This is a genomic window from Blautia sp. MCC269 (genome assembly GCF_018785655.1).
In the GTDB taxonomy this organism is placed as follows: domain Bacteria; phylum Bacillota; class Clostridia; order Lachnospirales; family Lachnospiraceae; genus Blautia_A.
The window spans coordinates 46,969-69,552 of the sequence record NZ_WQQE01000013.1 but is presented as its reverse complement, the minus strand read 5'-3'; the positions used below and the strand labels follow the sequence as shown (position 1 = coordinate 69,552).

Sequence of the window (22,584 nt, the reverse complement as noted above, 5' to 3'; positions counted from 1 at the left end):
GCCTGCCCCAATACAGTCCGGATAAATTAACGTTTTTACTACTTGCTCTTATGTAATTGGATCAACCCTTAACGGCACCAGCTGTCAGACCACTAATCATCTGTTTCTGACCAATGATGAATACAAGGATTGAAGGAATCAGGATAACCATGGCACCAGCCATAACCGGTCGGAAGTCTGTTGCCTCAGCACCCTGGAGCATACCAAGACCGATCTGAACTGTTCTCATATTTACACTGTCTGTTACAAGCAGTGGCCACAGATAGTAGTTCCAGCTCTGAAGGAATACATAGATGATCAGAGCACCAAGTGATGGTTTGATAAGCGGAACACCGATGGTATATAAGAACTTGAAGTTTGTACATCCGTCAATTTCAGCTGCCTCATGAATCTCTTTCGGCAGTGTCAGGAATGCCTGACGCATGTTGAATACCGCAAAAGCTGCTGCTGCGTTCGGAAGAATCAGCGCTGCGTATGTATTACGGATACCCCAGTCAGCGATTGTCAGGTAGTTTGCGATAATGATCGCCTGGCTTGGGATCATCATGGTTGCCAGCATGATATAGAACAGGACTTTTTTGCCCTTGAATTCCATCATTGCAAAAGCATAAGCTGCAAGAGCACCTGTGACAACCTGAGCAAATGTGATAACACCGGATACGATCAGTGAGTTCTTAATGAAAGTAAAGAACGGTGCCAGCTGGAATGCTCTTGTGTAGTTCTCAAGGGTCAGATGAGACGGCCAGAACTTTCCGCCGTAGATCTCTTTCAGATCCATCATACTAACATTGAAGCAGTAGATAACAGGAACGATAATAATAATTGCAAAAATAATATTCAGCGCATACATCGCCACTTTTACATATGGTTTTTCTTTCATCAGTAGGTCACCTTCTTTTCCAGTCTAAACTGCAGTGCAGTCAGGATAATCAAAATAACAAACAGAACTACGGATTCTGCACAGGCTACACCGAAACGGCTGTTGATAAATGCCTCCTGGTAAATCTCATACACGATAACGTTGGTACTCTCTGCCGGCCCGCCCTGGGTCATCATCTTGAACTCTGCGTACGCCTGTACGGAGTTGATAACGTTGATAATAAGAAGGAAGAACAGTGTCGGAGAGATTGACGGGATTGTTACATGGCGGTGTTTCTGGAAGAAATTCGCTCCATCCAGCGCAACGCTCTCATAAAGTTCAGCCGGTACACTCTGGATCGCTGCAGTAAGGTAAATGAAATTCATACCGATCGCCATCCATACACTAACGATCGTAACTGCGATCAGTGCATATTTCTTATCTGTCAGCCATCCGATATGAGTTCCGAGAGCCTTGTTCAGGATACCCAGAGAGCTGTGGAAAATAAACATGAACACTACAGATGCCGCTGCTGCGGAAATAGCCATCGGAAGTGCATATACAGTACGGAAAAATCCCTTTGCCCTGATCTTCTCTGTACTGATGATCGCCAGTATAAAACCGAGCACAATAGAAAGGATAACTCGCATAACAGAGAACTTCAGTGTTGTCACCAAGCTGTTAAGGAACGTTCCGTCTGTGAAAATATTCGTATAGTTGTCAAGTCCTACATACTGTGCCACCTGACCAAGAGGTGTGGTTCTGGCAAAGCTCAGCTGGATCGTCTTAACGAACGGCCAGAATACAAACAGTATAAAAAGGATCATTACAGGAACCAGATAGAGATAAGGCTCCACTGTCCTGAAAAAAGATTTTTTACTTTTCATTGTATATCACCTGCTTTTCATAAATTTACGTACTACCGATCAGCTGCATCATCACGATATCTCTGTCCCCCTGACAGTGCTGATCATGTTGCTCATTACACATTCTGCTGAAAAACATTTCCGTTATATATTCCAGCAATTACCCCAATACATTAAGCAAAACTCTCATTTACGTTCTGCTGTCAAAATGCCCTCTCACTACCCTCCTTTGTATTTGCGTGTTTGTTATCTTTACCAACTTTTTGCCAAATGATAACACATTTCTTTCATATAATCAACAGTTATTTCCCTATTTTTCAATATTTCTTTATTTATTTTGAACAATTATTATTTGATAGTAATTATTTTTTTTATCTATTTTATACAATTTATCGTACTTCAATAAGGCAATCCATTCTGATCACCTTTTCTAAAAAACAGATAAAAAAATCGGCAGAAAATAACACATCCTTCGATGTATATCTTCTGCCGTTCTCTCTTCTCAATGGCATCATCTGTTTTTATACAAAACAGACACAATCTCAACTTGTTAACCCAGATTATACAGTAAAATCCACTATAAATCAAGGCTAAACACATATTTTTTATGCAAATCTTATAAATACTTTTTTCACAAGCAAGTCATTTCATTACACAGAAATTGTCTTTATTTCACAGTCATTGTAGAACAATTATACTTTTTTCTTCCTGTACCAGGATATTAAATACAAAACTATACCAAAAATTATCAAAAATGGAGCAACTGCCACCAAAACAGTTGTTAAAAGTATCACAATTAACGCTGCAATGGCGATCACGATTGCCTTTCCATACCATGTGCTCAGATCCAGTTTAAAGCTTCTTGCCTTTCCGGCACTGCTCTCCGTCCCATTATCCGCATAATCATCTGCACCGTAGCTCTCTTCAGAATAACCGGACTCATCATAAACAGCTGCACTGTCATCTGTATCGATCAAAGTCTTGGCGATCAGCCTGGGATCCCCCAGTTCTGCCAGGACATCTGATTCACTTCGGCCGTTCCGGACCTGAGACTGAATGTAATCCTCATAATACCGCACATGAGCCGCAGCTCTCCCATGGGTCATCTGTCCGGACAGCTGCCCCCGTAAAACCTCAAGAAACTCTCTTCTGCTCATAAATATGTCAAACCTTTCTTATGAAATATAATGAAAAAAACAAAACTCAAAACAACTCCAGAAACCTCACCTTGAAAACTTCTGCAAATTCTTTTTTATTACTCTCTTAAAATTTTTCTCATTATACCATAACCCATAAATTTAAATCAGAAACAAATCATAAAATTTTGATTAAAAAATAAAAAATCATAGTACAGCGCAAAGGGCGGTTCATTTCCGGATGCCGCCACAGCCGCATTCGGAAACGAATCGCCCTCCATGACGTTCGTTATGCCGTCAAAAATCACTCAACATGAACAGCCCCTGTACTCCTGATATTCATCGGATAGACATTTTCCCTTCCAACATACTGAGCCATATAGTCCACATACGCATCTGCATTCTCGATCGGAAGCACGCACATGATAACGCCTGCAAAACCACCACCATGAACTCTGCAGATACCAGCACCGATCTTATTCAGAAACAGCTTGGTAAGCGCCAGACTCAACGTGATCTTCTGCTCCTTGCAATTCTGCAGAGAATAACAGTTCTGCAGCCACTCCCAAGAAGAATTACCGGACTCCTCAAGAAGACGCAGGAATCCCTCACCGTCTTTATTCTCAACAGCCTTCACAGCATCCGCAACACGTCTGTTTTCTTCATAGAAATGCATTGCACGAAGAACCGCACGGTCATTTGGGATATCCTTAACATGAGCAAGAAGGTTCTCCATATTGGACTCACAGAGAAGCTCCACGCCCATAGCTTTTGCAGCCTCACGCATCTCCATAGGAATGGAAGAATATTCTTCACTGAGATCAGCATGGCCCTTGCCAGTGTTTACAATCACAAGTCTGCATCCCATCTCTTCAAAGGAAAATGCAATCTTTTCACAGCTGATATTCTCTTTATCAGAGAAATCCAGAAGGATCGGGCCGCCGGCAGCACATGCCATCTGGTCCATCAGGCCGGAAGCTTTTTTCCAGTATACATTCTCTGCGTACTGTCCTGCTCTTGCATACTCGCCGTACTCCAGTTTTCCTTCATTAAAGAAGTAATTGGTGATCGCACATACAAGCATCTCAAAAGAAGCAGAAGAACTTACACCGGCTGCCGCAATAACCTTGGTAGAAACATATGCATCAAAACCGCCAGTTGCATAGCCTTTTTTCTTCATATATTCCATGATACCTGCCACAAGAGCATCGGTACCCTTGGTATAGGTCTCTGTACTCAGCTTGTCGAGATCTACAACCACTTCCTGTCTGTAGCCCTCACTGATCATATGAATCACATTGGTGCCGTTTGGGTAAGCTGCACCGATGGTATCCAGGTCGATACTTGCGGCGATAATCTGTCCACCATTGTGGTCAACATGATTGCCGATAATTTCGGTACGTCCCGGAGCGGTAAAGAATTCTGCCTTGTCATGATGATATTTCTTCTCAAAATTTACTGCAAGATTGGTATAACGTGCACTGCTCTCCTCTGTCTCACCGTAGATTTTTTTCAGCACATCTGCTGCCGGAATTTTAATTGTTCCCATTTTCATTTCCTCCTGTTTTTGCAAAATTTCCGTACATTTTCTGGATGCTTGATCCTTTAATTTTATTATAACAGCCCTTTTTTTTCTGTCCATAAAGATTTTGCGTAAAAACAGTATTATTTTGTGGTCGTCACAGTTTTTCCTGGCTCCAGGAGATATTCTTTTCCACAGTAGATCAGCGTTCCGCCGGAAACAGAACTTTCTACGGACAGAATTTTTTCATCCCATTTTACATGAACCGTTCCGCCTTTTACCGGGAATGTACAGTCCACAGACTCAAAAGTATCTGTCTCTGGTTTCACAGTAAAACTCTTATATGCAGTATCTGTAAGCTGAATTCCCGCAAAATATCTTCCAAGAAGATAAATCGGGCTTGCAGCCCACGCATGGCAGAAACTCTTTCCAAAGGGATCTCCGTACATTTCGTACTGTTCTTCCGGTTTTTTCTCCGGATCAAATTCCTCCCAGAATGTTACTGCGCCCTGGGAGAGCATGCCACCCCAGTAACTTTCCATCATTTTTTTCACATCCTCAAACCGGCCCATTGCACACATGGCCTCAAGCTCATAAAATTTGAAGTATGGCGTTGTGATCTGTGGAATTTTGTCATTTTCAATCACATTTTTCATAAGAAGTTCTTTTCTCGCATCATCCGCAAATCCAAAGAGAATGGCAAAAATATTGGCATGACGTGTCACATTGTTTTTGCCGGATGAAAAGCTGTCGATATAGGCACCTTTCTCCTCATTCCAGTAGAATTTCTCAATCTTAGAAGCAAGAGCCTGATATTTTTTCTCCCATGCAGAACCATCTCCCAGAACCAGCTCATCTGCCTGGGCCATCGTCTGATAACACATGGCAAGAAGCATCTGCTCTGCACAGATCGCTCCTTCTTTATCCATATCTGCCCAGTCTACAAAGATCCAGTCGCCTTCGCGCCCTACGATAAATCCGTTCTCATCCAGCTGTCCGCCCAGAAACTCCATCATTGCAGTCATTCTCGGATAAATCGCTTTTACAAATTCCTCATCGCCGGTCATGCGGTAATGGTTCAGGATTCCGATCACCCAGTACATGGAATAATCCACAATGGTATTGATATGCTGGCGGATCGGGCTGTTTCCGATCAGAGCCCAGAGCGTTCTGCGGTTGATATCCTCATCAAACATCAGATACTGATTCACAAAATAACTCTGATATGCATCCCCGGACCAGATCCAGCGGTCACGTTTCACACCATCAATAAAGAAGATTCCGCTGCAGAGTTGGAAAGTCCATACTGCCACGTCCCAGATCTTATTCACCAGCTCATCGGAAGAAGAAAAGGACGCCCGAACCGGAATATCCACATACTGGTGAACTGCCTTTATGCTGATCTCATCTTTATGTACGCCCGGTATGAACACATAGCGAAACGCCCTGCGGATAATCTCATCTTCCGGCGTATGCAGCGTCTGGCTGTAATAACAGTTCACCGTATCTCTGGCTTCTGTCTCAGACTCGCCATAGCACAGTGTCATTTCACGGAATCCTTTTGGAAATTCTGCCTTCAGAATAGCTGTAAGCTCTGTCTCAAATACAAACAGGACTCCGGATTCATCCTCACGGATCTCAGATGGAAAATATTCTTTTTCATCGTATACCCATATGGACGGATCCTGTTCCCTTGCTGTGTAGATCTCATTGTATCCCACCGGTACCGGATCGCTGACAAAATCATCTGCAAGCCATCCCCGATTGGAAGTGATGGTTTCTCCCTCAATCCGCACAGATGGTACACCGGACGGCATCCCTGCGTAAATCTCAAATTTCTGTTTTCCAGGTCCGCACACAACTGGTTCCCCGAAACGTTTTTTTACATCATTGATGCGGTAATAACCAAGGCAGTTGGCATACACCGTAACCGTCTCTTCTTTTTCCAGATTATATTCTCTTGTAAAACGTACATGTTTTCTGCAGTCATCCAGATGGTAATAAGCCGGCCAGATAAAGCCTCTCTCTTCTCTGCTGAAGTTCTGCATCATTCCATGATAAATTTCAAAATCTCCAGGATACCAGATCCAATGTGATCGATTCATATATTTCTCCTTTATTATGATTCTCATATATTGTTTTTTGTTCTTACCGTGGATCATCTTATCCCATTTATCATCGACTGTCCATGCACAAATCATCACACTGCATGGATTTATGAATCACTTTCTGGTAAAATAAATTTCAAAAGGAAGAAAGGAGATATTTCATGCAGATTATTACCAACAACGCAGGCAAAGAACTGAAAAAGCACGGAGACAACGCCTTTCCTTTTCTGGTAAGTTATGAACGTCTTTCCGGCTATGAAACCGGCTCCTTTCTGTGGCACTGGCATCCCGAAATCGAACTTACCTATGTAAAAAAAGGCGAAATGCTTTACAAGGTCAATCAGAACACCTTTCACCTGAAAGAAGGCCAGGCGCTTTTTGGCAATGCCAATGCCCTTCATGCAGGTTATATGTACCAGAATCAGGACTGCCAGTACATTCCCGTAACCTTTGACCCGAAGCTGATCTACGGGTTTTCCGGAAGTGCCCTCTTCCAGAAATACACGGAACCCATACTCCGCAGTTTTTCTCTCTCTGCCGTACCCCTGGATTTTTCCTGTGACTGGCACCAGGACGCTGTGGAAGATATCCGGCAGATGATCCGTCTGGACAGCCAGCATCCTCCTATGTATGAATTTGAAATCATCGCCCGCCTGCAGCATTTCTGGAAAGTTTTGTGCTCCAATACGCTTGCTCAGGCAGCTGCCCCTTCTGTACAGGATGAAGAAAATTACCGCAGAATTCGCCGGATTATGTCCTATATTGCAGATCATTATTCCGAAAAAATCCTCCTGGATGACATTGCGAACCTGATTCACTTAAGTCCCAGCGAATGCAGCCGTCTTTTCAAAAAGTGCATGAATATTACACTGTTCGGCTACATTCAGGAATACCGGATCGAGAGAAGTCTGGATTATCTGGAAAATTCTTCCTGTTCCATTACAGAAGCAGGATTACTATCCGGTTTTTCGGACTCTAATTATTACACAAAAGTTTTCACAAAAATAAAAGGCTGTACGCCCAGACAATACAGAAAAAAACAGGAGCTGTGATTTTTTCTCACATGCCCCTGTTTTTAATATCACTCTTATTTCATAAAATTCAGAACAGCTCTTTCATCGTCGGATACAGCTTACGGAATTTCTGATACTTCTCTTCATATTTTGCAACCAGCTCCGGATCCGGTTCTACGGTATCTACGACTTTAACCATTTTTTTGCAGATGGTCTCCACATCCGGATATGCACCGCATCCTACGGCTGCCAGCATGGCACCACCCATGGACGGGCCTTCTTCGTTCTCCGGTACATCCACTTTCAGGTTCATTACATTGGCAATGATCTTTTTCCAGAGAGGGCTCTTGGCACCGCCGCCGCAGATCTTGGTGCGCTCAATACTGATTCCAAGGCTTCTTGCAACCTCCAGGGAATCACGCAGACCAAAAGCAACACCCTCCAGAACTGCCTGTGTCATATCTGCTCTTGTGGTATCCATAGACATTCCGAAGAATACACCTCTTGCATCCGGATTGTTGTGCGGAGATCTTTCTCCCATCAGATACGGAAGGAAGAATACCTGATTTTCACCAAGTTTCTGGATCGGCGCCTGCTCTGCCACGAAATCTTTTGTCTGAAGGATCTCTTCTGACCACCATTTGTTGCAGGAAGCCGCACTCAACATACAGCCCATAAGGTGATAGCTTCCGTCTGCATGGTCAAAAGAATGAAGGGCATTGTTCTCATCTACGCCGAACTCTTTGCTGGAGATAAAGATGGTTCCGGATGTTCCAAGGGAAATATTGCACTGTCCGTCACCAACGGTTCCGGTTCCCACAGCTGCTGCCGCATTGTCACCTGCACCAGCCACAACTTTCACATCCTCTGAGAAACCAAGCTCTTTTGCCACCTCCGGTTTCAGAGTTCCGACCACCTGCCAGCTCTCATACAGCTTCGGAAGCTGCTCTTCTGTAATATGGCAGATTTCAAGCATTTCTTTTGACCAGCAGCGGTTCTTCACATCCAGAAGAAGCATACCGGAAGCATCGGATACATCCGTGCAGAAAGATCCGCTTAAGCGATAAGCAAGATAACCTTTCGGGAGCATGATCTTTACAACTTTTTTGAAATTCTCAGGCTCATTTTTCTGCATCCAGAGGATCTTCGGTGCCGTGAATCCTGCAAATGCGATGTTTGCAGTATACTGAGAAAGTTTGTCTTTTCCGATAACTGTGTTGAGATATTCCGTCTCCTCACCGGTACGTCCGTCATTCCAGAGGATCGCTGGACGGATCACGTTATCATCTTTGTCCAGGGTTACAAGGCCGTGCATCTGGCCGCCAAAACCGATTCCAGCTACTTCCTTGCGGTCGATTCCCTCTGTGAGTTCTTTGATGCCTTCCATGCTTTTAGTAAACCAGTCTTCCGGGTTCTGCTCAGACCAGCCCGGATGGGGGAAGAACAGCGGATATTCTTTGGATACGATGTTGCAGATCTTTCCGGATTCTTCCATAAGAAGAAGTTTTACAGCGGAAGTTCCAAGATCAACGCCAATATAATACATAATAATTTTCCTCCTGTAAATGTCTGTAAACGGGAAAACCGCGGCTCTCAGTTCGCAGCGTCTGCACGCCTGAGAGCTCGCGGTTTCCAAATCATATTTATTTACCTGTTACCGAATCATCCCCACGGATTCTCAGTCGGATATCTTACGCCTGCTGGCTGGTTGTAGCCGATCTCCTCAACCGGTACACCGATATATTTAAATACCTCGAAGAGAGCTTTTCCGTGATGTCCGAACGCTACTGCACCATGATGCGGGAATCCTCCCTCGATCAGCACGTGACGGTAAAAACGTCCCATTTCCGGAATTGCGAATACACCAATAGCTCCGAAGGAACGTGTTGCAACCGGAAGAACTTCACCGTGTGCGATGTATGCACGAAGTTTGTTGTCCGCGGTACTCTGCAGACGGTAGAATGTGATATCTCCTGGTTTGATATCTCCCTCAAGAGTTCCGTTTGTAACTTCGATTGGAAGGGATCTTGCCATGATCATCTGGTATTTCATCTCACAGAAGGACAGCTTGCTGGATGCTGTGTTTCCACAGTGGAATCCCATGAAAGTATCTTTCAGTGTGTAGTTGAATTTGCCCTCGATGGACTCTTTGTACATATCCTTCGGTACGGAGTTGTTGATATCCAGCAGTGTAACGATATCATCACTTACTACCTGTCCGATAAACTCACTTAATGTACCGTAGATATCAACTTCGCAGGATACCGGAATTCCCTGTGCAGTAAGACGGCTATTTACATAACATGGAACAAATCCGAACTGTGTCTGGAATGCAGGCCAGCATTTTCCTGTCAGTGTTACATATTTACGATATCCTTTGTGATCTCTTACCCAGTCTTTCAAAGTCAGTTCATACTGTGCAAGTTTCGGAAGGATCTCCGGTTTCTTGTTTCCTGCACCAAGCTCTTCTTCCATCTCTTTTACGATCTCAGGGATTCTCTCATCCCCTGCATGATTATTGAACGCCTCAAAAAGATCCAGTTCAGAGTTCTCTTCAATCTCAACTCCAAGATTGTAAAGCTGTTTGATCGGTGCGTTGCATGCAAGGAAGTTTGTAGGACGTGGTCCGAAGCTGATGATCTTCAGGTTGCTTAATCCCTCGATAGCTCTTGCGATCGGAAGGAAATCGTGGATCATATCTGCACAGTCCTCTGCATCACCTACCGGATACTCCGGAATATATGCTTTTACGTTACGAAGCTGCAGGTTGTAGCTTGCGTTCAGCATACCGCAGTAAGCATCTCCACGTCCCTGGCAAAGATTATCCTGTGTTTCCTCTGCTGCTGCGATGAACATCTTCGGTCCTTCGAAATGTTTTGCAAGAAGTGTCTCGGAAATCTCCGGTCCGAAGTTTCCAAGATATACGCAAAGTGCATTACATCCTGCTTTTTTGATATCTTCAAGAGCCTGGACCATATGGATCTCGCTCTCTACGATACAGACCGGACACTCATAGATATCTTTTGCATCGTATTTCTTTGTGTAAGCTTCTACAAGCGCTTTTCTTCTGTTTACGGAAAGGCTTTCCGGGAAACAATCTCTGCTGACTGCAACGATTCCGACTTTAACTTCTGGCATGTTGTTCATAATCTTATTCTCCTTTTCTGAAAAAATATCTTCTGCGCCCCAAACGGGCAGACCGTTATCTGCTTCTATCTGATCTCATCTCTGAATGTTTCTCAGTCAAGTGTGATGTTCTCACCTTTCAGGCCGTTGAATGCGCCCTCGATCTTTGCATCCTCATGAGCGATGAGCCATTTATTTTTAGCCGTCATCAGTCCATCCTCGCCATCTTTTGGCATCGGGAAGTCGATCTCCGTGTTAGTTTCTCTTGGAAGAACAACCACACACTGGAATCCACTCTTATTCACATGACATGGTGCATAGTGAAGCGTTGTTGCATAAACCTCAATTCCTGTTCCTGCCGGTACAAGGAATGCTTCGATATTCGCTGTGTCGTATGTAAAATCGGCTTCAATATCCTGCTGATGTCCAATGAGCAGAACCAGATCTGTCACAGCCACATTGATCTCGGAATTGCGATGATACTCCACAGCATTGAGCTTCTTATTGTGGCCATTGCAGTATCCGATCTCAATAGGTAATCCACCGAACGCTCTGTTTTTCAGATCTTTTTCCACATCAAGAGCTTCCAGTTCCTCAACAGACGGAACATATACCACATCTTCCGGAACCGGCGTATGCTTCATTTCTTTCAGAAGCGGCCCGAAATTGTATCCTTCTAGGACTTTTCCGTATTTTCGGAAAGCCGGATCTGTTACTTTCTGAATTTTCACGTTTTGAACCTCCTTACAGAATTTCTGTTTCACAGCTTCTTTACTTCTTCGTTTTGAACTGAAAAAAGCATACCATATCGCGGTATGCTTTTCGCCGTTTTTCTTGTCTCATTCATAGCACTTTTTTGACATTTTATTTTATCTGCCGTTCTACTTTCCCAGGCAGGATCCCATATCGTTTCACAAATTCCTTGGAAAAAGCCCTGCTGCTTGCAAACCCGTTATCAAGGGCAATGGAACTGATGGTATGGTCTGTATTCAGAAGTTCCTTGTAGGCGTATGCCATGCGGATATCCTGTAAATATGTCTTAAAATTGACCTTTGCGTACTTCCGGAACATTCTGGAGAGATAGGCGTCCGAATATCCAAACATGGCTGCAAGGCCGGAAAGCTTCAGATCCTCCCTGTAATGTTCCCTCATATAAGTGGTGATTTTTGACAAAGCATCCAATCTCCGGCTGTTTTTCAGTTCGCTCTCCTCCACTTCCGTCTCACGGTATGTGGAAACCATAAGATAAAGGATCTCATAAAACACAGCCCGGATCCGAAATTCATATCCAGTCTCCTTCGACAGATAAATCCTGTACAGATCCTGAATCAGAGAAACCATTCTTTTATCCGTCTCTGATGGTTCTGATACCACAGGAGCATAAACGTCTTCTCTCTGCCTTGCATTTCTGCCGTGAAACCGAATAAACCGCTGTGCGGTAAAATAATCTGTAAACTGTTTCAGAGGGATCTGTAAGACAATAGTCTCATTCCGCACAGGTGCCTGAATGGAATGAACTTCATTGGAATTGATAATCAGAAACTCTCCTGCCTTCAAAGGATACTCTACCTCATCAATATAGAAGAAAAGGCTTCCTTCCATTACCGTAAAGATCTCTATAGATGTATGCCAGTGTTTTTCCCTGACATAATTCCCGTTTCTTCCTTCAAAGAGAAAAAGTTTGAAGGGAAGTCCCTCATTTGGAATGATCAGTTCATGCTGAAACTCCATAATTTTCCTCCTTTTCCCTCTTTCGCTGGGCCGTCTGCACACGGCGGACCATACTGCCGTAAAAAGCTGCCAGAATCTGCTGGAACAAAGTTCCGATCATAACCGGAAACAATACCTCCGCCGGAAAATATGCTCCCGCAATTACGGCTCCTGCACTGATATTACGCATTCCCGATCCGTAAATCATGGAAACCGTAGCCTCCTTATTCTGCTTTGTAAGAATGGCAATTACCCAGCCAATGGCATATCCCCCTGCTGCCAGAAGCAGAATTACCGCAGCTACTTCCAGCCGCTCCCCGTTAAGATGTTTCATATAGGGAGAAACCTTGGAAGAATTGGAGGTCACCACGAAGATCAGACATATCTTTGAAAAAGGTGCGAGTTTTTTTGGCCAGGTCTCCATGACTTTTCCATGACTGAACTCATTAAGACACATCGCCAGAACTGCCGGAAGTGCAATCATAAAAACCAGTTCTTTCATCATTCCCATGGTATCCATCTTCACGCTGGAACCAACCAGAATTTTCAGAGCCACCGGAATCAGAAACGGAGCCAGAATTGTGTCGATAACAACCAGTGAAAGTGACAGTGGGCTGTTTCCATTATAAATAGACACCCACATCAGACTGATCACTGCGGTAGGCACAGAAAATTCCAGAACCATCCCTGTGATATAATTCATATTCTGTGGAAATAAAAGATGTCCCAGGCCACAGGCAATCACCGGCACCAGTACATGGAGAACCAGCAGCATCAGAATCAGCGGAAGCGGCTTCTTAAATACGTCCGCAACATCCCGGAACCTGGATTTCAGCGCACCTATAAAGGTCATAAAAGCAAACGCATAAGTTACATAAGGCACGCCATGTTTTGCGATATCCGGAAACAGCACGCCCATAAGGAGGCAGGCAGGCGTTACAAATGCCATCCATTTTTCAATAAAACTGTTAAATTTCCCCAGCATATTCCACCTCTTATCCTTCTTTTTTCAATTCTTTCTATCAGTTTAACACAAAAACTTCCCCTTGCAAGAAAAATATAAGCGGTTTTATAGCCGATTTCCGTCAGATATGATATGATATGATAATACCCATCCTTAAGTAACATAAAGACAAGGCGGAATTTCTTCTCTGCCTGAACGGTCCTCCTTATGACCGTGTACTTAGAAAACGAGGTAAAAAATGATTTCTTTAATTATACCATGCTTCAATGAGGAAGAATCCCTTCCGCTTTTTTATCCGGAAGTTACTTCTGTCCTCCAGGAAATGAACTGCGATTATGAACTGATTTTTGTGAATGACGGTTCCAGAGACAGAACCCTTGAGATTTTAAAAGAACTTTCAGAAAAAGATCCCCACGTCATCTATCTTTCCTTTTCCAGAAATTTCGGAAAGGAAGCAGCCATGTATGCCGGTTTCTGTAATGCCCGTGGTGACTATGTTGCGGTCATGGATGCTGATCTTCAGGACCCGCCGGCCCTTCTTCCGGAAATGCTTCAGAAACTGGAATCCGGAGAATATGACAGTGTTGCCACCAGACGTGTCAGCCGTGATGGGGAGCCTCCCATCCGCAGCTTTTTTGCCCGGAAATTTTACCAGCTGATTAACAGAATTTCCGATGCGGATATCGTAGACGGAGCCAGAGATTTCCGTCTGATGAAACGCAGTATGGTAGACGCTATCATCTCTATGAGCGAATACAACCGTTTCTCCAAGGGAATCTTCGGATGGATCGGTTTCAAAACCCTCTGGCTTCCCTACAAAAACATCGAACGTGTTGCCGGTGAAACCAAGTGGAATTTCTGGAAGCTGTTTAAATATGCCATCAGCGGAATCATTAATTTCTCCCAGGCTCCACTGACCATTGCTTCCTGGTTTGGAACCAGCATGACTGGTGTTTCCTTCCTGGCCCTGATCGTTATCGTACTGCGTAAGCTGATCTTTGATGATCCGGTCGACGGATGGGCCTCCACTATCTGCGTGATTATTTTCATCGGCGGCCTGCAGCTTTTCTGCCTTGGCATCATGGGACAGTACATAGCAAAAACCTATATGGAAGTCAAGCACCGTCCCCATTACATTATATCAGAGTCCAATAAAAAGGACTTTAATCCCATCCGTTAATTTTATTTACTCTGTCGGCAGCTCTACCACCTGATATTCGTGGCCCAGCGCCGGCAGAATTTTTTCTTTTACATCACTGGTTTTCATTAACAAAGTGGAAGTATTGATACACGGATGGCATCCGAAGTATTCTTCATCCAGAACTTCTCTGTCGATCACCAGATGTACTTTCTTATCTTTGTCAAAGATCAGTCCCATCAGACTTAAGGATCCTGGCGTAATATTCAGATAGTCCTCCATCTGTTCTCCCTCTGCAAAGGAAAGCCTGGCTGTTCCAATCTGCTTGGACAGAAATTTCGTTTTAAACGGTTTCTCCCCCGGCATCAGCAGAAGATAAAAATCCGTTTTCTGACGGTTACAGAGAAATAGATTCTTACATATCTGAGCTCCCAGAAGCTGATCCACTGCCTCACATGCCTCCATTGTCATCAATGCCTCATGATCCGCCCTTTTATATTCCACTCCCAGACTGTCCAGAAAATCGTACACTGCAATCTCCTTCTCCAGACGGCCCGCCGGATTTTCCGGTCTTCCTGTATAGATAGTTTTGTCAATTCTTGGTTCTCCCATATTTTCCCTTTCCTCCTGATCTTTCATTTCACACTTTTATCTTATCCTTATCTCACAAGCATCTGTCCGGCAAAAACAGCCAGCACACCGAAAACAGCACTTAAAATCACATAAAGAAGTGCCAATCCAATCTGGCCTTTTTCCATCATCGCCCCTGTCTCATATGCAAAAGTAGAAAATGTGGTAAACCCGCCACAGATTCCTACTTTAAGAAACAGTACAAGCCCTGGATTCAGCGATGTATTTTTTGCCGCAGATGCAGCGATAATCCCAATTACAAATGCGCCTGTTACATTTATAATCAATGTTTTTACCGGAAAGCCCTGACTGTTTTCCACTGGCAGTAATCCCAGAAGATATCTGCATACAGAACCTATAAAGCCTCCCATTCCCACAAATAAACAGTTTATCATTGTTTTTTCCTCCCACCTGATTATATCAGTCCAAAAAAATATCCGCAACCTTGCCGTAATTGCTTTCCACCCGGTGTTTTCCCTTTGCATTCCCACCGGTTCATGATATACTGAATTTATCTCTGTCTGTCCTGTCAGATTGCGGGGCAGACGTATTTATTTTGAAAGGAATTACCATGAAACGAATCAAAAATATTGATCTGCTTCGGGCCGGAGCAATTCTCTACATTATGCTGTATCACTGTTATACGCTGTCCGGGAAGCCCTGGCATGCACACACTGCCATCCATACATTTCTTTCCTTTGGCGGAGAAGTTGGTGTAACTCTGTTTTTCCTTCTCAGTGGATATGGAATCTATCTTTCCCTGGCTTCTGCCGAGGAAAGAGGGCACCTCCCAAACTGGGGTTCTTTTATGAAAAAAAGATGCCGCCGCATTATGCCCCAGTATTACGTCTGTGTTACCGTGCTGCTGATCTTTATGTCAACCCGTCTGATTGGCAGTGATGGATTCCGGCATCTCTTTGCCTACTATACTTTTACAGAAAATCTCTCCCCGGTTACACATGGTTCCATTAACGGTGCCCTATGGACTATGGGCGTAATCTTCCAGTTTTACCTGATTGCCCCGCTTCTCTACCGTGCAGTCAAAAAAAACTGGCTTATCTCTTCCATTGCGGCGATTCTGTTTACCGTTTTCTGCAGAATCTTAATTGTCCGGTATCTCCGCGCAGGAGGGATTTCTGATACTTCCATATATTTTGTATACGAACGGCAGGTATTCTCCTCTCTGGATAATTTTGTCCTGGGAATGGCTGCTGCCGCATTTTGGAAGCATGCCGGAAAAAAGATCCAGGAACACCGTCTGAAGCTTGGTCTTCCTACTTCCATTATCAGCATCGTGCTGATTCTGATATGGATTTTTTACTACAGCAATCACAGGCTTTATGGTGCCAGTGCAGTGGGATATCCCTCCCATTCCATCCTGGCGGTTCTCCTTTCTGTTCTGCTTGTCGGGTTTTCCATACTTCCGGAAATGGACTTTCCGTTTTTCCGTCCACTGTATTTTGTGGCCAGAAACCAGTATGGAATCTATCTGTGGCATATGCCCGTTATCATGACTCTTCAGGCTGGTTCTCCATGGTTCAATGCCTTAAGTCAGCAGCGCTTCTGGCTGTTCCTGCCCTGTATGCTTGTGATCGCCTGTACATTTGGCTATTTTTCAACCCGTTTTATCGACCATCCAAAGAAAGGATAATCTCACATGAATAACCGATCCGCAGTCAACCATAAAATCCGCAAACATTTTAATGAACTGATCTATAACGTAGCTCGTTACACTGAGGTTGTTTTGTCCATTGTAATTCTTATCGTTATCGCCCTGTCTGGTCTCCGGCTGATTCTTACAACCGCCGGCACTTCTGTCATGCATATGGACACCGATTTTTTTACAACTTTTCTTGCCCAGGCACTTTCCCTTGTGGTCGGTGTTGAGTTTGTAAAAATGCTCTGCCGCCATTCCGCCCAGACAGTTGTGGAAGTTCTCCTTTTCGCCACAGCAAGACAGATGGTGGTAGAACATCTTCAGCCTACCCAGACCCTGATCGGTATTCTCGGTATTGCCATTCTTTTTGCAGTCCGGAAATATCTCATGACAGACAGCGATGATATGTCCCCGAAACACCATTCCACAGATAATTCAGAAAAATAAAAGAAGTTCGTACCAGACATTTCACTGATGTTCCGGTACGGACTTCTTTCTTTTTTATTTCTATATATTTATGGTACGATTCGTTCTCAGAAATATTTTCTCAGAAGATAAGTCGGTGTACAGCTCCATGCATGGCAGTAACTGTTTACAATGCTGGAACCATATGGGGACTCTGCCGGATTTTCCGGATTGTAAAGTTCCCAGAATGTATCTGCACCGTGGCCGATCATTCCTCCCCAGTAATATTTCATGTAATCCATTGCCTGATCTTTCTTTCCTGTAAGAAGAAGCGCTTCTACAAAATGATGGTTCATATACGGAGAAACCATGCCTTTTTCCGGCTTCAGCGCAATGACTCTGTCAAGGATGGCACTGCATGTATCCACATCTGCAACTTCGGCAAGGATCATCCATACCTGGTTTGCATAGTTAACCTGGCGCTCTTTTCCGCTTACAAAAAGTCCCTGTTTCTCATCATAGAGATACTTCCAGGAAGCTTCTGTTTTCAGACGGATTTCCTCAGAAAGTCTGGATACCTCTTCCTCATCTCCAAGGATCTCGGCAATTTTCTTTACACGTTTTGCACAGTAAATATAAACACCCTGAACTCCACACTGTTTGTCCAGTCCTTCTGTCCAGTCGATGAATCCCCAGAAGCCATCCTGCTCTTTCAGAATGTGTTTCTCATCAAACTGCTCTGCGGCAACTTCCATCTGACGATACGCACATCTGCTGAGTTCTTTCAGCGTTTCCATATCTCCGGATGCCTGATAATAGTCATACAGAGTTGCTCCGAAGAACATGGAATAATCCAGAAGGAACGTATCATCCGCAATGACCTCTGGCTCTGTAAACAAGCAGGCGCTTACCTGTCCGTTATCTTTTGTCTGACCTGCAAACAGATACAGGCAGCGTTTTACAAGGTCATAGTTTTTGAATGTTTCATAGTTTGCCAGAGCCTGCAGTCTCAGATCTCCAAGCCACAGACGGCGATCTCTCTTCGGTCCGTCCTCAAAAACATCCTGCATGCAGTTATGAAGGGTACGAAGGCTGACACGGTCCAGTTTCTTCACCATCTCATCCTCAGTCTCAACCGGTTTTACATCAGACATGCTTACAGAGGAAACGCTGCGGCATACAACATCCTCTACTACCAGCTGCCATTTCATGGAAGTATCAATGGTTTCAATCTCCAGATAACGGAAAGCATATCTTCTTGGAAGTACCAGTGTTGCAGGAAGTACATCAATGTGGAACCATTCCTCCTGAATCCAGCCACGGCTGATCCAGCCATCATAATCCTCGGATTTCTCAGTCATCTCTTTTGCGATCTCGCCGAATTTCAGTTTAAAAAATGCCGGTGCATCCTGCGGGCTTCCCACAGAGGCAAGTTTCAGTGTCACATATCCAACCTGATGATCTCCAAAATCCAGGCAAAGCTTATCGCCTTTTTTCATATGATAATTTTTCAGGTTATCCACAGAATCTCTGTGAAGCACCTCCGGATATACACCGTCATTCTCACGGATATCCACAATTTCAACCGGGCGTACCAGAGTTTCTTTTAACTGTGGCGCGCAGTCTGCTGCTTTTTTCAGAAACTCTTCATTGGAAACGCGTACCATATTTAAATCAATGCTTACTTCTGCCATGTTTTTTCTCCTCTCACACATTGATAATCTGCTGTTTTCTATTTCTCTCAGCCCCCTGTTACCGGGCCTTTGTTTCTTTCTGCTTTTTATCTTAACGTTTCGGACACCTGTTCTTCAAGTGTCATTTTTACGGAAAAATACTGACATTTTTTTCGTTCTCAGGATTTGGATATGATATACTGAACAAAAGACTTTTTAACTGGAAAGGAAAACTTTATGCAGATCTCCAAAAAAGATTTTCATCGATATCTCTCAGAATATACGGAAGATGAAATTTTTTACAGAAATACATACCTTCAAAGAACAGAACATCCGGAAACATTCCGGGAGTATCTGAAGAGTCTGGATCCTGCTTATATTCAGGACCGGCGTCTGTATGTGCCGGAACTCCAGGAGGAGCCCTGGTTTCCATCTATGGGAGAAAACGATGTTTTTGCCAATATTCCGGAAAATATCGTGATCAGCAAACATTTCCGCTACACACCGGAGTTTACACATAAACATGACTTTTTTGAGATTCTCTGTGTCTATGACGGAACTGTCAGCAATCAGATTCAGGGAATCCATCATACCCTGCACACCGGAGATATCTGTATTATCCCTCCAAATACCAGCCACAGCCTGGGTGTTTTTGATGACAGCCTGGCCTTTAATATTATTGTCCGGTCTTCCACTTTCCAGAGTACTTTCTTTCAGTCAATGGCCGCAGACAGTGCCTTGGCGAAATTTTTCTCCCATGTGCTGTATCAGAAAACAGAAGGAAATTTCCTGATCTTTCATGCCGGTGAAGATGAACGGATTCTTTCCACCCTGGAGGATCTCTACATTGAATATATGCTTCATGCCAGGTATCGTTCCGCCTTTCTCAATGCGGAACTGATGATGCTCTGGGCACAGCTGCTCCGTTATCACGAGAATGATATCGAATCCATCCTCACCAAAACCGCAGGCAACAGCAGTATTCCGGAAATCCTGAATTATCTCAGTCAGAATTACCGTACCGCTACCCTTCATGATACCGCTGCCCATTTCGGATACAGTACCTCTCACTTCAGCACCTTGATTAAGGAAGGCACCGGCCGTACTTTCCTTACCATCATAAAAGAGCTGAAACTAAGCCAGGCCAGCCGCGCACTGCGGGAGACCTCGCTCAGTATCAACTCCATCTGCGAACTGACCGGATACGAAAATCCGGAACATTTTATGCGATTGTTTAAGAAAACTTATAGTATAACACCCGGAGAATACCGGAAGGAACACAGAGGGAAATGATTTTGCCCAAAATTATCTGTCCAAAACATTTCTTGCTGCCCGCACAGCCGCTTCACTGGTTCTGTAAATGGTATATTCACTGAGAGACGGCAACCCCATGTTGACTCCCTCTTTCCGATACTCCATTTTGCTGTCCAGTTCTGTTTTTCCGGACATATGATATGCAGTTACTCCACAGAGCGGATAAAGTTTTTCGATTACTTCCGCACAGATTCCTCCGCCTGCCTGGATCTGAATTCTTCCGGTTGCCTGCTCTTTCAGTTCTTTTAACAAGGGCGCACCTTTTAACGCACTGTTTTGCTGTCCGGATGTAAGAATGGTCTGAATTCCAAGTTCCGTGGCCTGCTTAAGAGCTGCTTTCGGATCTTTGCAAACATCAAATGCCCGATGAAGAGTAACTGGCATTCCCTCTGCCGCTTCCATCAGTTTTTCCATGCGCCGGATATCAAGGGTTCCCTCCGGCAAAAGCATGCCGATTACCACACCTTCCGCTCCCAGTTTACGGTACATGGTAACTTCCTCACGGAGCATTTCAAATTCATATTGTGTATAACAGAAATCTCCGAAACGTGGCCGCAGCAGAACATGAATTGGAATTTTACTGTATCTCCGGATTGTTTCGAATAATTTCGGGCTGGGTGTTGTTCCTCCGATCACCAGATTCTGACAAAGTTCCAGCCTGTCTGCTCCGCCTCTTTCTGCCGCAAGTGCAGACTCCACAGAATCCACACAAACTTCCAGGATTTTTTGTTTCATTTCAGTACCCCTTTTCCAAATCGTACTCTCTGCTTTTTTTACTTATTCTGACATAGAAATTCATACCCGTCAATCATATTGATCTCCCATCCCTTCTTTCAGTATATTAATGATACACAGATGCATCGCCCATCTGTAACTTGTCCCGTTATAAATAATGACCTCAAACCCTGGCAGAAAATTATGCATCTACTGCAAGTCCCATAAGTGTGGAATGGAGCTTTTCAAGTCCTACATTGTATTTCTCACACAGATCGTAAAGTTCCCCCTGGATCGTTGTGATCACATGGATTCCTTCCTCCTCATTTTCCATGTAGCACGCACATTCCTGACACTTAAGTCCGCTCTTTCGATTTCGTTCTCCTGTTTTTGTATAACCTGTTACTTTCCACATAAAAGTTCTCCTTTATACCGCATCTTCCACATATAACACTTTGCATGGACTTCCTATTAAATAAATATACCCGCAAAAAAAGGAAGCTCTTCCGGATAAAAAGAGCTTCCTTTTTCTGTATTTTCTATATTTTGTGTATTCTTATCTTCTGTACCCTCTATAAAATTCCCGTACAGTCTTTCTCTCTTATCCTCGTTCCGGTATTTTATCTCCAGATAATATACCCCGCATAGATCAGGTACATACACACCATGGAAATTCCCTCTTTCCGGCTGATTCTCTGCTTTGTGGCCGCATAGATCCACACGATCAGCGAGAACACGATAAGTATGACAATATCAATAATATTTTCCCGGATCAGTGCCACCGGATTGATGGCAGATGCAACTCCGAGAACCATCAGGATATTAAAAATATTGGAGCCTACCGCATTTCCCACAGCCATATCCACTTCGTTCTTTCTGGCTGCAACCACGGAAGTCACCAGCTCCGGAAGGGAAGTTCCGATAGAAACAATGGTCAGTCCCACCAGTGTCTGGCTCATTCCAAGATCAATGGCAATGCGGCTGGCAGCATCCACAGTAAGATCTCCGCCAAAGGCAATGGCAAGTGCGCCTCCCACAATAAAAAGGATGCTCTTCGGCCAGGAAAGGATGCCAATTTCTTCTTCCAGCTCTTCCATTCCTTCCATGTCCACATTTTTTCCTGCTGCCCTGGCCTTCATGGCACTTTGGATCATTACCACAATATAGCCTGCAAAAAATCCCAGCAGGATCATTCCATCCAGATGACCAAGTCTCATTCCGATCGTATCTCCTGCTGCCAGGATCCCCAGCCCCAGAAGAAGGAGCGCACAGATCATGGAAAACGGAATATCCCTCCTGATGGTTTCCTTCTGTACAAGGATCGGCGTCAGGATGGAACAGACTCCAACAACTACCATCAGATTAAAAATATTGGAACCTACCACATTGCTGACCGCAAGCTCATTGTTATTAACCAGTGACGCTGTAACGCTGACTGCGGTTTCCGGAAGAGATGTTCCCATTGCCACAATAGTAAGACCGATGATGATCGGCGGCACCTTCAGCCTTTTTGCGATACTGGAGCTTCCTTCTACAAAGAAATCCGCACCCTTCATCAGGAACACAAAGCCGATCACAAGAAAAACTAACACAAGGATCAGCGGTGAACTGTTTACCAGATTTTCCATTTTTCTTCTCACTTTCTGTTTTTATTTCCCACAACCTGGAGATTCATTGTCGCACGCCCTGCTGAAAAAATTCTTTCCGGCATTCTTTTGTTACATAAAAAAGACCCATGTATGCCCTGCT

The 22,584-nt window shown here is 44.1% G+C and carries 21 protein-coding genes; 5 read left to right on the top strand and 16 right to left on the bottom strand.

All coding sequences use genetic code 11. The annotated features are described in order from the left end of the window. Positions 1 to 61: 61 nt before the first annotated feature. From GPK88_RS05230 to GPK88_RS05210, 5 genes are all read right to left on the bottom strand, one after another. The gene (locus GPK88_RS05230) at positions 62 to 880 is read right to left on the bottom strand and encodes a carbohydrate ABC transporter permease (RefSeq protein ID WP_021976760.1); all 819 of its coding nucleotides are present in this window, start codon (positions 878 to 880) and stop codon (positions 62 to 64) included. After that, complete coding sequence (locus tag GPK88_RS05225; protein WP_244832698.1) at positions 880 to 1,746, bottom strand: carbohydrate ABC transporter permease; 867 nt, start codon at positions 1,744 to 1,746, stop codon at positions 880 to 882. Before GPK88_RS05225 ends, GPK88_RS05230 begins: the two co-directional genes overlap by 1 nt. Positions 1,747 to 2,417: 671 nt before the next feature. Continuing rightward, positions 2,418 to 2,882, bottom strand: a complete 465-nt coding sequence (locus tag GPK88_RS05220; protein ID WP_148445054.1) for a DUF1700 domain-containing protein — start codon at positions 2,880 to 2,882, stop codon at positions 2,418 to 2,420. 283 nt (positions 2,883 to 3,165) lie between these two features. Continuing rightward, positions 3,166 to 4,401: a galactokinase gene (locus GPK88_RS05215; protein ID WP_432364241.1), complete on the bottom strand. Its 1,236-nt coding sequence runs from the start codon at positions 4,399 to 4,401 to the stop codon at positions 3,166 to 3,168. Between the two features lie 125 nt (positions 4,402 to 4,526). Next, a complete protein-coding gene (locus GPK88_RS05210) occupies positions 4,527 to 6,488 on the bottom strand; it encodes an alpha-L-rhamnosidase-related protein (protein ID WP_174095530.1) in 1,962 nt (653 codons plus the stop codon). Positions 6,489 to 6,652: 164 nt separating this feature from the next. Between GPK88_RS05210 and GPK88_RS05205 the strand changes: the two genes are divergently transcribed. Further along, entirely contained in the window at positions 6,653 to 7,543 is an 891-nt protein-coding gene (locus tag GPK88_RS05205) for a helix-turn-helix domain-containing protein (RefSeq protein ID WP_173762705.1), read from the top strand. A 49-nt stretch (positions 7,544 to 7,592) separates the two neighbouring features. Here GPK88_RS05205 and xylB read toward each other — a convergent pair whose 3' ends face one another. From xylB to GPK88_RS05180, 5 genes are all read right to left on the bottom strand, one after another. After that, positions 7,593 to 9,050, bottom strand: coding sequence for a xylulokinase (xylB, locus tag GPK88_RS05200; RefSeq protein WP_215707579.1), 1,458 nt, complete (start codon positions 9,048 to 9,050; stop codon positions 7,593 to 7,595). A 116-nt stretch (positions 9,051 to 9,166) separates the two neighbouring features. Then, complete coding sequence (locus tag GPK88_RS05195; RefSeq protein ID WP_148445058.1) at positions 9,167 to 10,651, bottom strand: L-fucose/L-arabinose isomerase family protein; 1,485 nt, start codon at positions 10,649 to 10,651, stop codon at positions 9,167 to 9,169. A 92-nt stretch (positions 10,652 to 10,743) separates the two neighbouring features. Further along, positions 10,744 to 11,361: a DUF4867 family protein gene (locus GPK88_RS05190; RefSeq protein ID WP_215707578.1), complete on the bottom strand. Its 618-nt coding sequence runs from the start codon at positions 11,359 to 11,361 to the stop codon at positions 10,744 to 10,746. Positions 11,362 to 11,494: 133 nt separating this feature from the next. Then, positions 11,495 to 12,361, bottom strand: a complete 867-nt coding sequence (locus GPK88_RS05185) for an AraC family transcriptional regulator (RefSeq protein ID WP_173762702.1) — start codon at positions 12,359 to 12,361, stop codon at positions 11,495 to 11,497. Further along, positions 12,345 to 13,325 (bottom strand): bile acid:sodium symporter family protein, encoded by a 981-nt coding sequence (locus tag GPK88_RS05180; RefSeq protein WP_148445061.1) that lies wholly within the window; start codon positions 13,323 to 13,325, stop codon positions 12,345 to 12,347. The genes GPK88_RS05185 and GPK88_RS05180 overlap by 17 nt, the downstream gene beginning before the upstream one ends. A gap of 217 nt (positions 13,326 to 13,542) precedes the next feature. Here GPK88_RS05180 and GPK88_RS05175 point away from each other — a divergent pair, with 217 nt between their 5' ends. Beyond that, positions 13,543 to 14,484: a glycosyltransferase family 2 protein gene (locus tag GPK88_RS05175; RefSeq protein ID WP_148445062.1), complete on the top strand. Its 942-nt coding sequence runs from the start codon at positions 13,543 to 13,545 to the stop codon at positions 14,482 to 14,484. A 6-nt stretch (positions 14,485 to 14,490) separates the two neighbouring features. On the opposite strand, the gene GPK88_RS05170 is transcribed toward GPK88_RS05175, so the two are convergent. Together GPK88_RS05170 and crcB are read right to left on the bottom strand one after the other, a co-directional pair. Then, the gene (locus GPK88_RS05170) at positions 14,491 to 15,054 is read right to left on the bottom strand and encodes a prolyl-tRNA synthetase associated domain-containing protein (RefSeq protein WP_173771097.1); all 564 of its coding nucleotides are present in this window, start codon (positions 15,052 to 15,054) and stop codon (positions 14,491 to 14,493) included. Between the two features lie 47 nt (positions 15,055 to 15,101). Beyond that, positions 15,102 to 15,467 (bottom strand): fluoride efflux transporter CrcB, encoded by a 366-nt coding sequence (gene crcB / locus GPK88_RS05165; protein WP_148445064.1) that lies wholly within the window; start codon positions 15,465 to 15,467, stop codon positions 15,102 to 15,104. A 176-nt stretch (positions 15,468 to 15,643) separates the two neighbouring features. Between crcB and GPK88_RS05160 the strand changes: the two genes are divergently transcribed. Both GPK88_RS05160 and GPK88_RS05155 read left to right on the top strand, forming a co-directional pair. Then, a complete protein-coding gene (locus GPK88_RS05160; RefSeq protein WP_173771096.1) occupies positions 15,644 to 16,723 on the top strand; it encodes an acyltransferase family protein in 1,080 nt (359 codons plus the stop codon). Between the two features lie 6 nt (positions 16,724 to 16,729). Further along, a complete protein-coding gene (locus GPK88_RS05155) occupies positions 16,730 to 17,176 on the top strand; it encodes a transporter (RefSeq protein WP_215707577.1) in 447 nt (148 codons plus the stop codon). Positions 17,177 to 17,262: 86 nt separating this feature from the next. On the opposite strand, the gene GPK88_RS05150 is transcribed toward GPK88_RS05155, so the two are convergent. After that, entirely contained in the window at positions 17,263 to 18,828 is a 1,566-nt protein-coding gene (locus GPK88_RS05150; protein ID WP_215707576.1) for an alpha-L-rhamnosidase-related protein, read from the bottom strand. Between the two features lie 216 nt (positions 18,829 to 19,044). Between GPK88_RS05150 and GPK88_RS05145 the strand changes: the two genes are divergently transcribed. Continuing rightward, positions 19,045 to 20,100, top strand: a complete 1,056-nt coding sequence (locus tag GPK88_RS05145) for an AraC family transcriptional regulator (RefSeq protein WP_173762696.1) — start codon at positions 19,045 to 19,047, stop codon at positions 20,098 to 20,100. Between the two features lie 12 nt (positions 20,101 to 20,112). Here the strand turns inward: GPK88_RS05145 and GPK88_RS05140 are convergent, their stop codons facing one another. The 3 genes from GPK88_RS05140 to GPK88_RS05130 all read right to left on the bottom strand — a co-directional run bounded on the left by GPK88_RS05140 (position 20,113) and on the right by GPK88_RS05130 (position 22,463). Beyond that, positions 20,113 to 20,856, bottom strand: coding sequence for a copper homeostasis protein CutC (locus tag GPK88_RS05140; RefSeq protein ID WP_173771088.1), 744 nt, complete (start codon positions 20,854 to 20,856; stop codon positions 20,113 to 20,115). A gap of 181 nt (positions 20,857 to 21,037) precedes the next feature. Continuing rightward, the gene (locus GPK88_RS05135; protein ID WP_215707575.1) at positions 21,038 to 21,250 is read right to left on the bottom strand and encodes a hypothetical protein; all 213 of its coding nucleotides are present in this window, start codon (positions 21,248 to 21,250) and stop codon (positions 21,038 to 21,040) included. 205 nt (positions 21,251 to 21,455) lie between these two features. Then, positions 21,456 to 22,463 carry a calcium/sodium antiporter gene (locus GPK88_RS05130; protein WP_022427049.1) on the bottom strand — a complete coding sequence of 336 codons (1,008 nt, stop codon included), beginning with the start codon at positions 22,461 to 22,463 and terminating at the stop codon, positions 21,456 to 21,458. Between the last annotated feature and the right edge of the window lie 121 nt (positions 22,464 to 22,584).

What these genes read in the sequence shown, in the direction of transcription:
- GPK88_RS05145 (WP_173762696.1), top strand. Translation starts at nt 19,045, where the DNA reads ATGCAGATCTCCAAAAAAGATTTTCATCGATATCTCTCAGAATATACG.
- GPK88_RS05195 (WP_148445058.1), bottom strand. Translation starts at nt 10,651, where the DNA reads ATGAACAACATGCCAGAAGTTAAAGTCGGAATCGTTGCAGTCAGCAGA.
- GPK88_RS05135 (WP_215707575.1), bottom strand. Translation starts at nt 21,250, where the DNA reads ATGTGGAAAGTAACAGGTTATACAAAAACAGGAGAACGAAATCGAAAG.
- GPK88_RS05210 (WP_174095530.1), bottom strand. Translation starts at nt 6,488, where the DNA reads ATGAATCGATCACATTGGATCTGGTATCCTGGAGATTTTGAAATTTAT.
- GPK88_RS05130 (WP_022427049.1), bottom strand. Translation starts at nt 22,463, where the DNA reads ATGGAAAATCTGGTAAACAGTTCACCGCTGATCCTTGTGTTAGTTTTT.
- GPK88_RS05140 (WP_173771088.1), bottom strand. Translation starts at nt 20,856, where the DNA reads ATGAAACAAAAAATCCTGGAAGTTTGTGTGGATTCTGTGGAGTCTGCA.
- GPK88_RS05185 (WP_173762702.1), bottom strand. Translation starts at nt 12,361, where the DNA reads ATGGAGTTTCAGCATGAACTGATCATTCCAAATGAGGGACTTCCCTTC.
- GPK88_RS05175 (WP_148445062.1), top strand. Translation starts at nt 13,543, where the DNA reads ATGATTTCTTTAATTATACCATGCTTCAATGAGGAAGAATCCCTTCCG.
- GPK88_RS05180 (WP_148445061.1), bottom strand. Translation starts at nt 13,325, where the DNA reads ATGCTGGGGAAATTTAACAGTTTTATTGAAAAATGGATGGCATTTGTA.
- GPK88_RS05155 (WP_215707577.1), top strand. Translation starts at nt 16,730, where the DNA reads ATGAATAACCGATCCGCAGTCAACCATAAAATCCGCAAACATTTTAAT.
- xylB (WP_215707579.1), bottom strand. Translation starts at nt 9,050, where the DNA reads ATGTATTATATTGGCGTTGATCTTGGAACTTCCGCTGTAAAACTTCTT.
- GPK88_RS05225 (WP_244832698.1), bottom strand. Translation starts at nt 1,746, where the DNA reads ATGAAAAGTAAAAAATCTTTTTTCAGGACAGTGGAGCCTTATCTCTAT.
- GPK88_RS05160 (WP_173771096.1), top strand. Translation starts at nt 15,644, where the DNA reads ATGAAACGAATCAAAAATATTGATCTGCTTCGGGCCGGAGCAATTCTC.
- GPK88_RS05220 (WP_148445054.1), bottom strand. Translation starts at nt 2,882, where the DNA reads ATGAGCAGAAGAGAGTTTCTTGAGGTTTTACGGGGGCAGCTGTCCGGA.
- GPK88_RS05150 (WP_215707576.1), bottom strand. Translation starts at nt 18,828, where the DNA reads ATGGCAGAAGTAAGCATTGATTTAAATATGGTACGCGTTTCCAATGAA.
- crcB (WP_148445064.1), bottom strand. Translation starts at nt 15,467, where the DNA reads ATGATAAACTGTTTATTTGTGGGAATGGGAGGCTTTATAGGTTCTGTA.
- GPK88_RS05230 (WP_021976760.1), bottom strand. Translation starts at nt 880, where the DNA reads ATGAAAGAAAAACCATATGTAAAAGTGGCGATGTATGCGCTGAATATT.
- GPK88_RS05170 (WP_173771097.1), bottom strand. Translation starts at nt 15,054, where the DNA reads ATGGGAGAACCAAGAATTGACAAAACTATCTATACAGGAAGACCGGAA.
- GPK88_RS05205 (WP_173762705.1), top strand. Translation starts at nt 6,653, where the DNA reads ATGCAGATTATTACCAACAACGCAGGCAAAGAACTGAAAAAGCACGGA.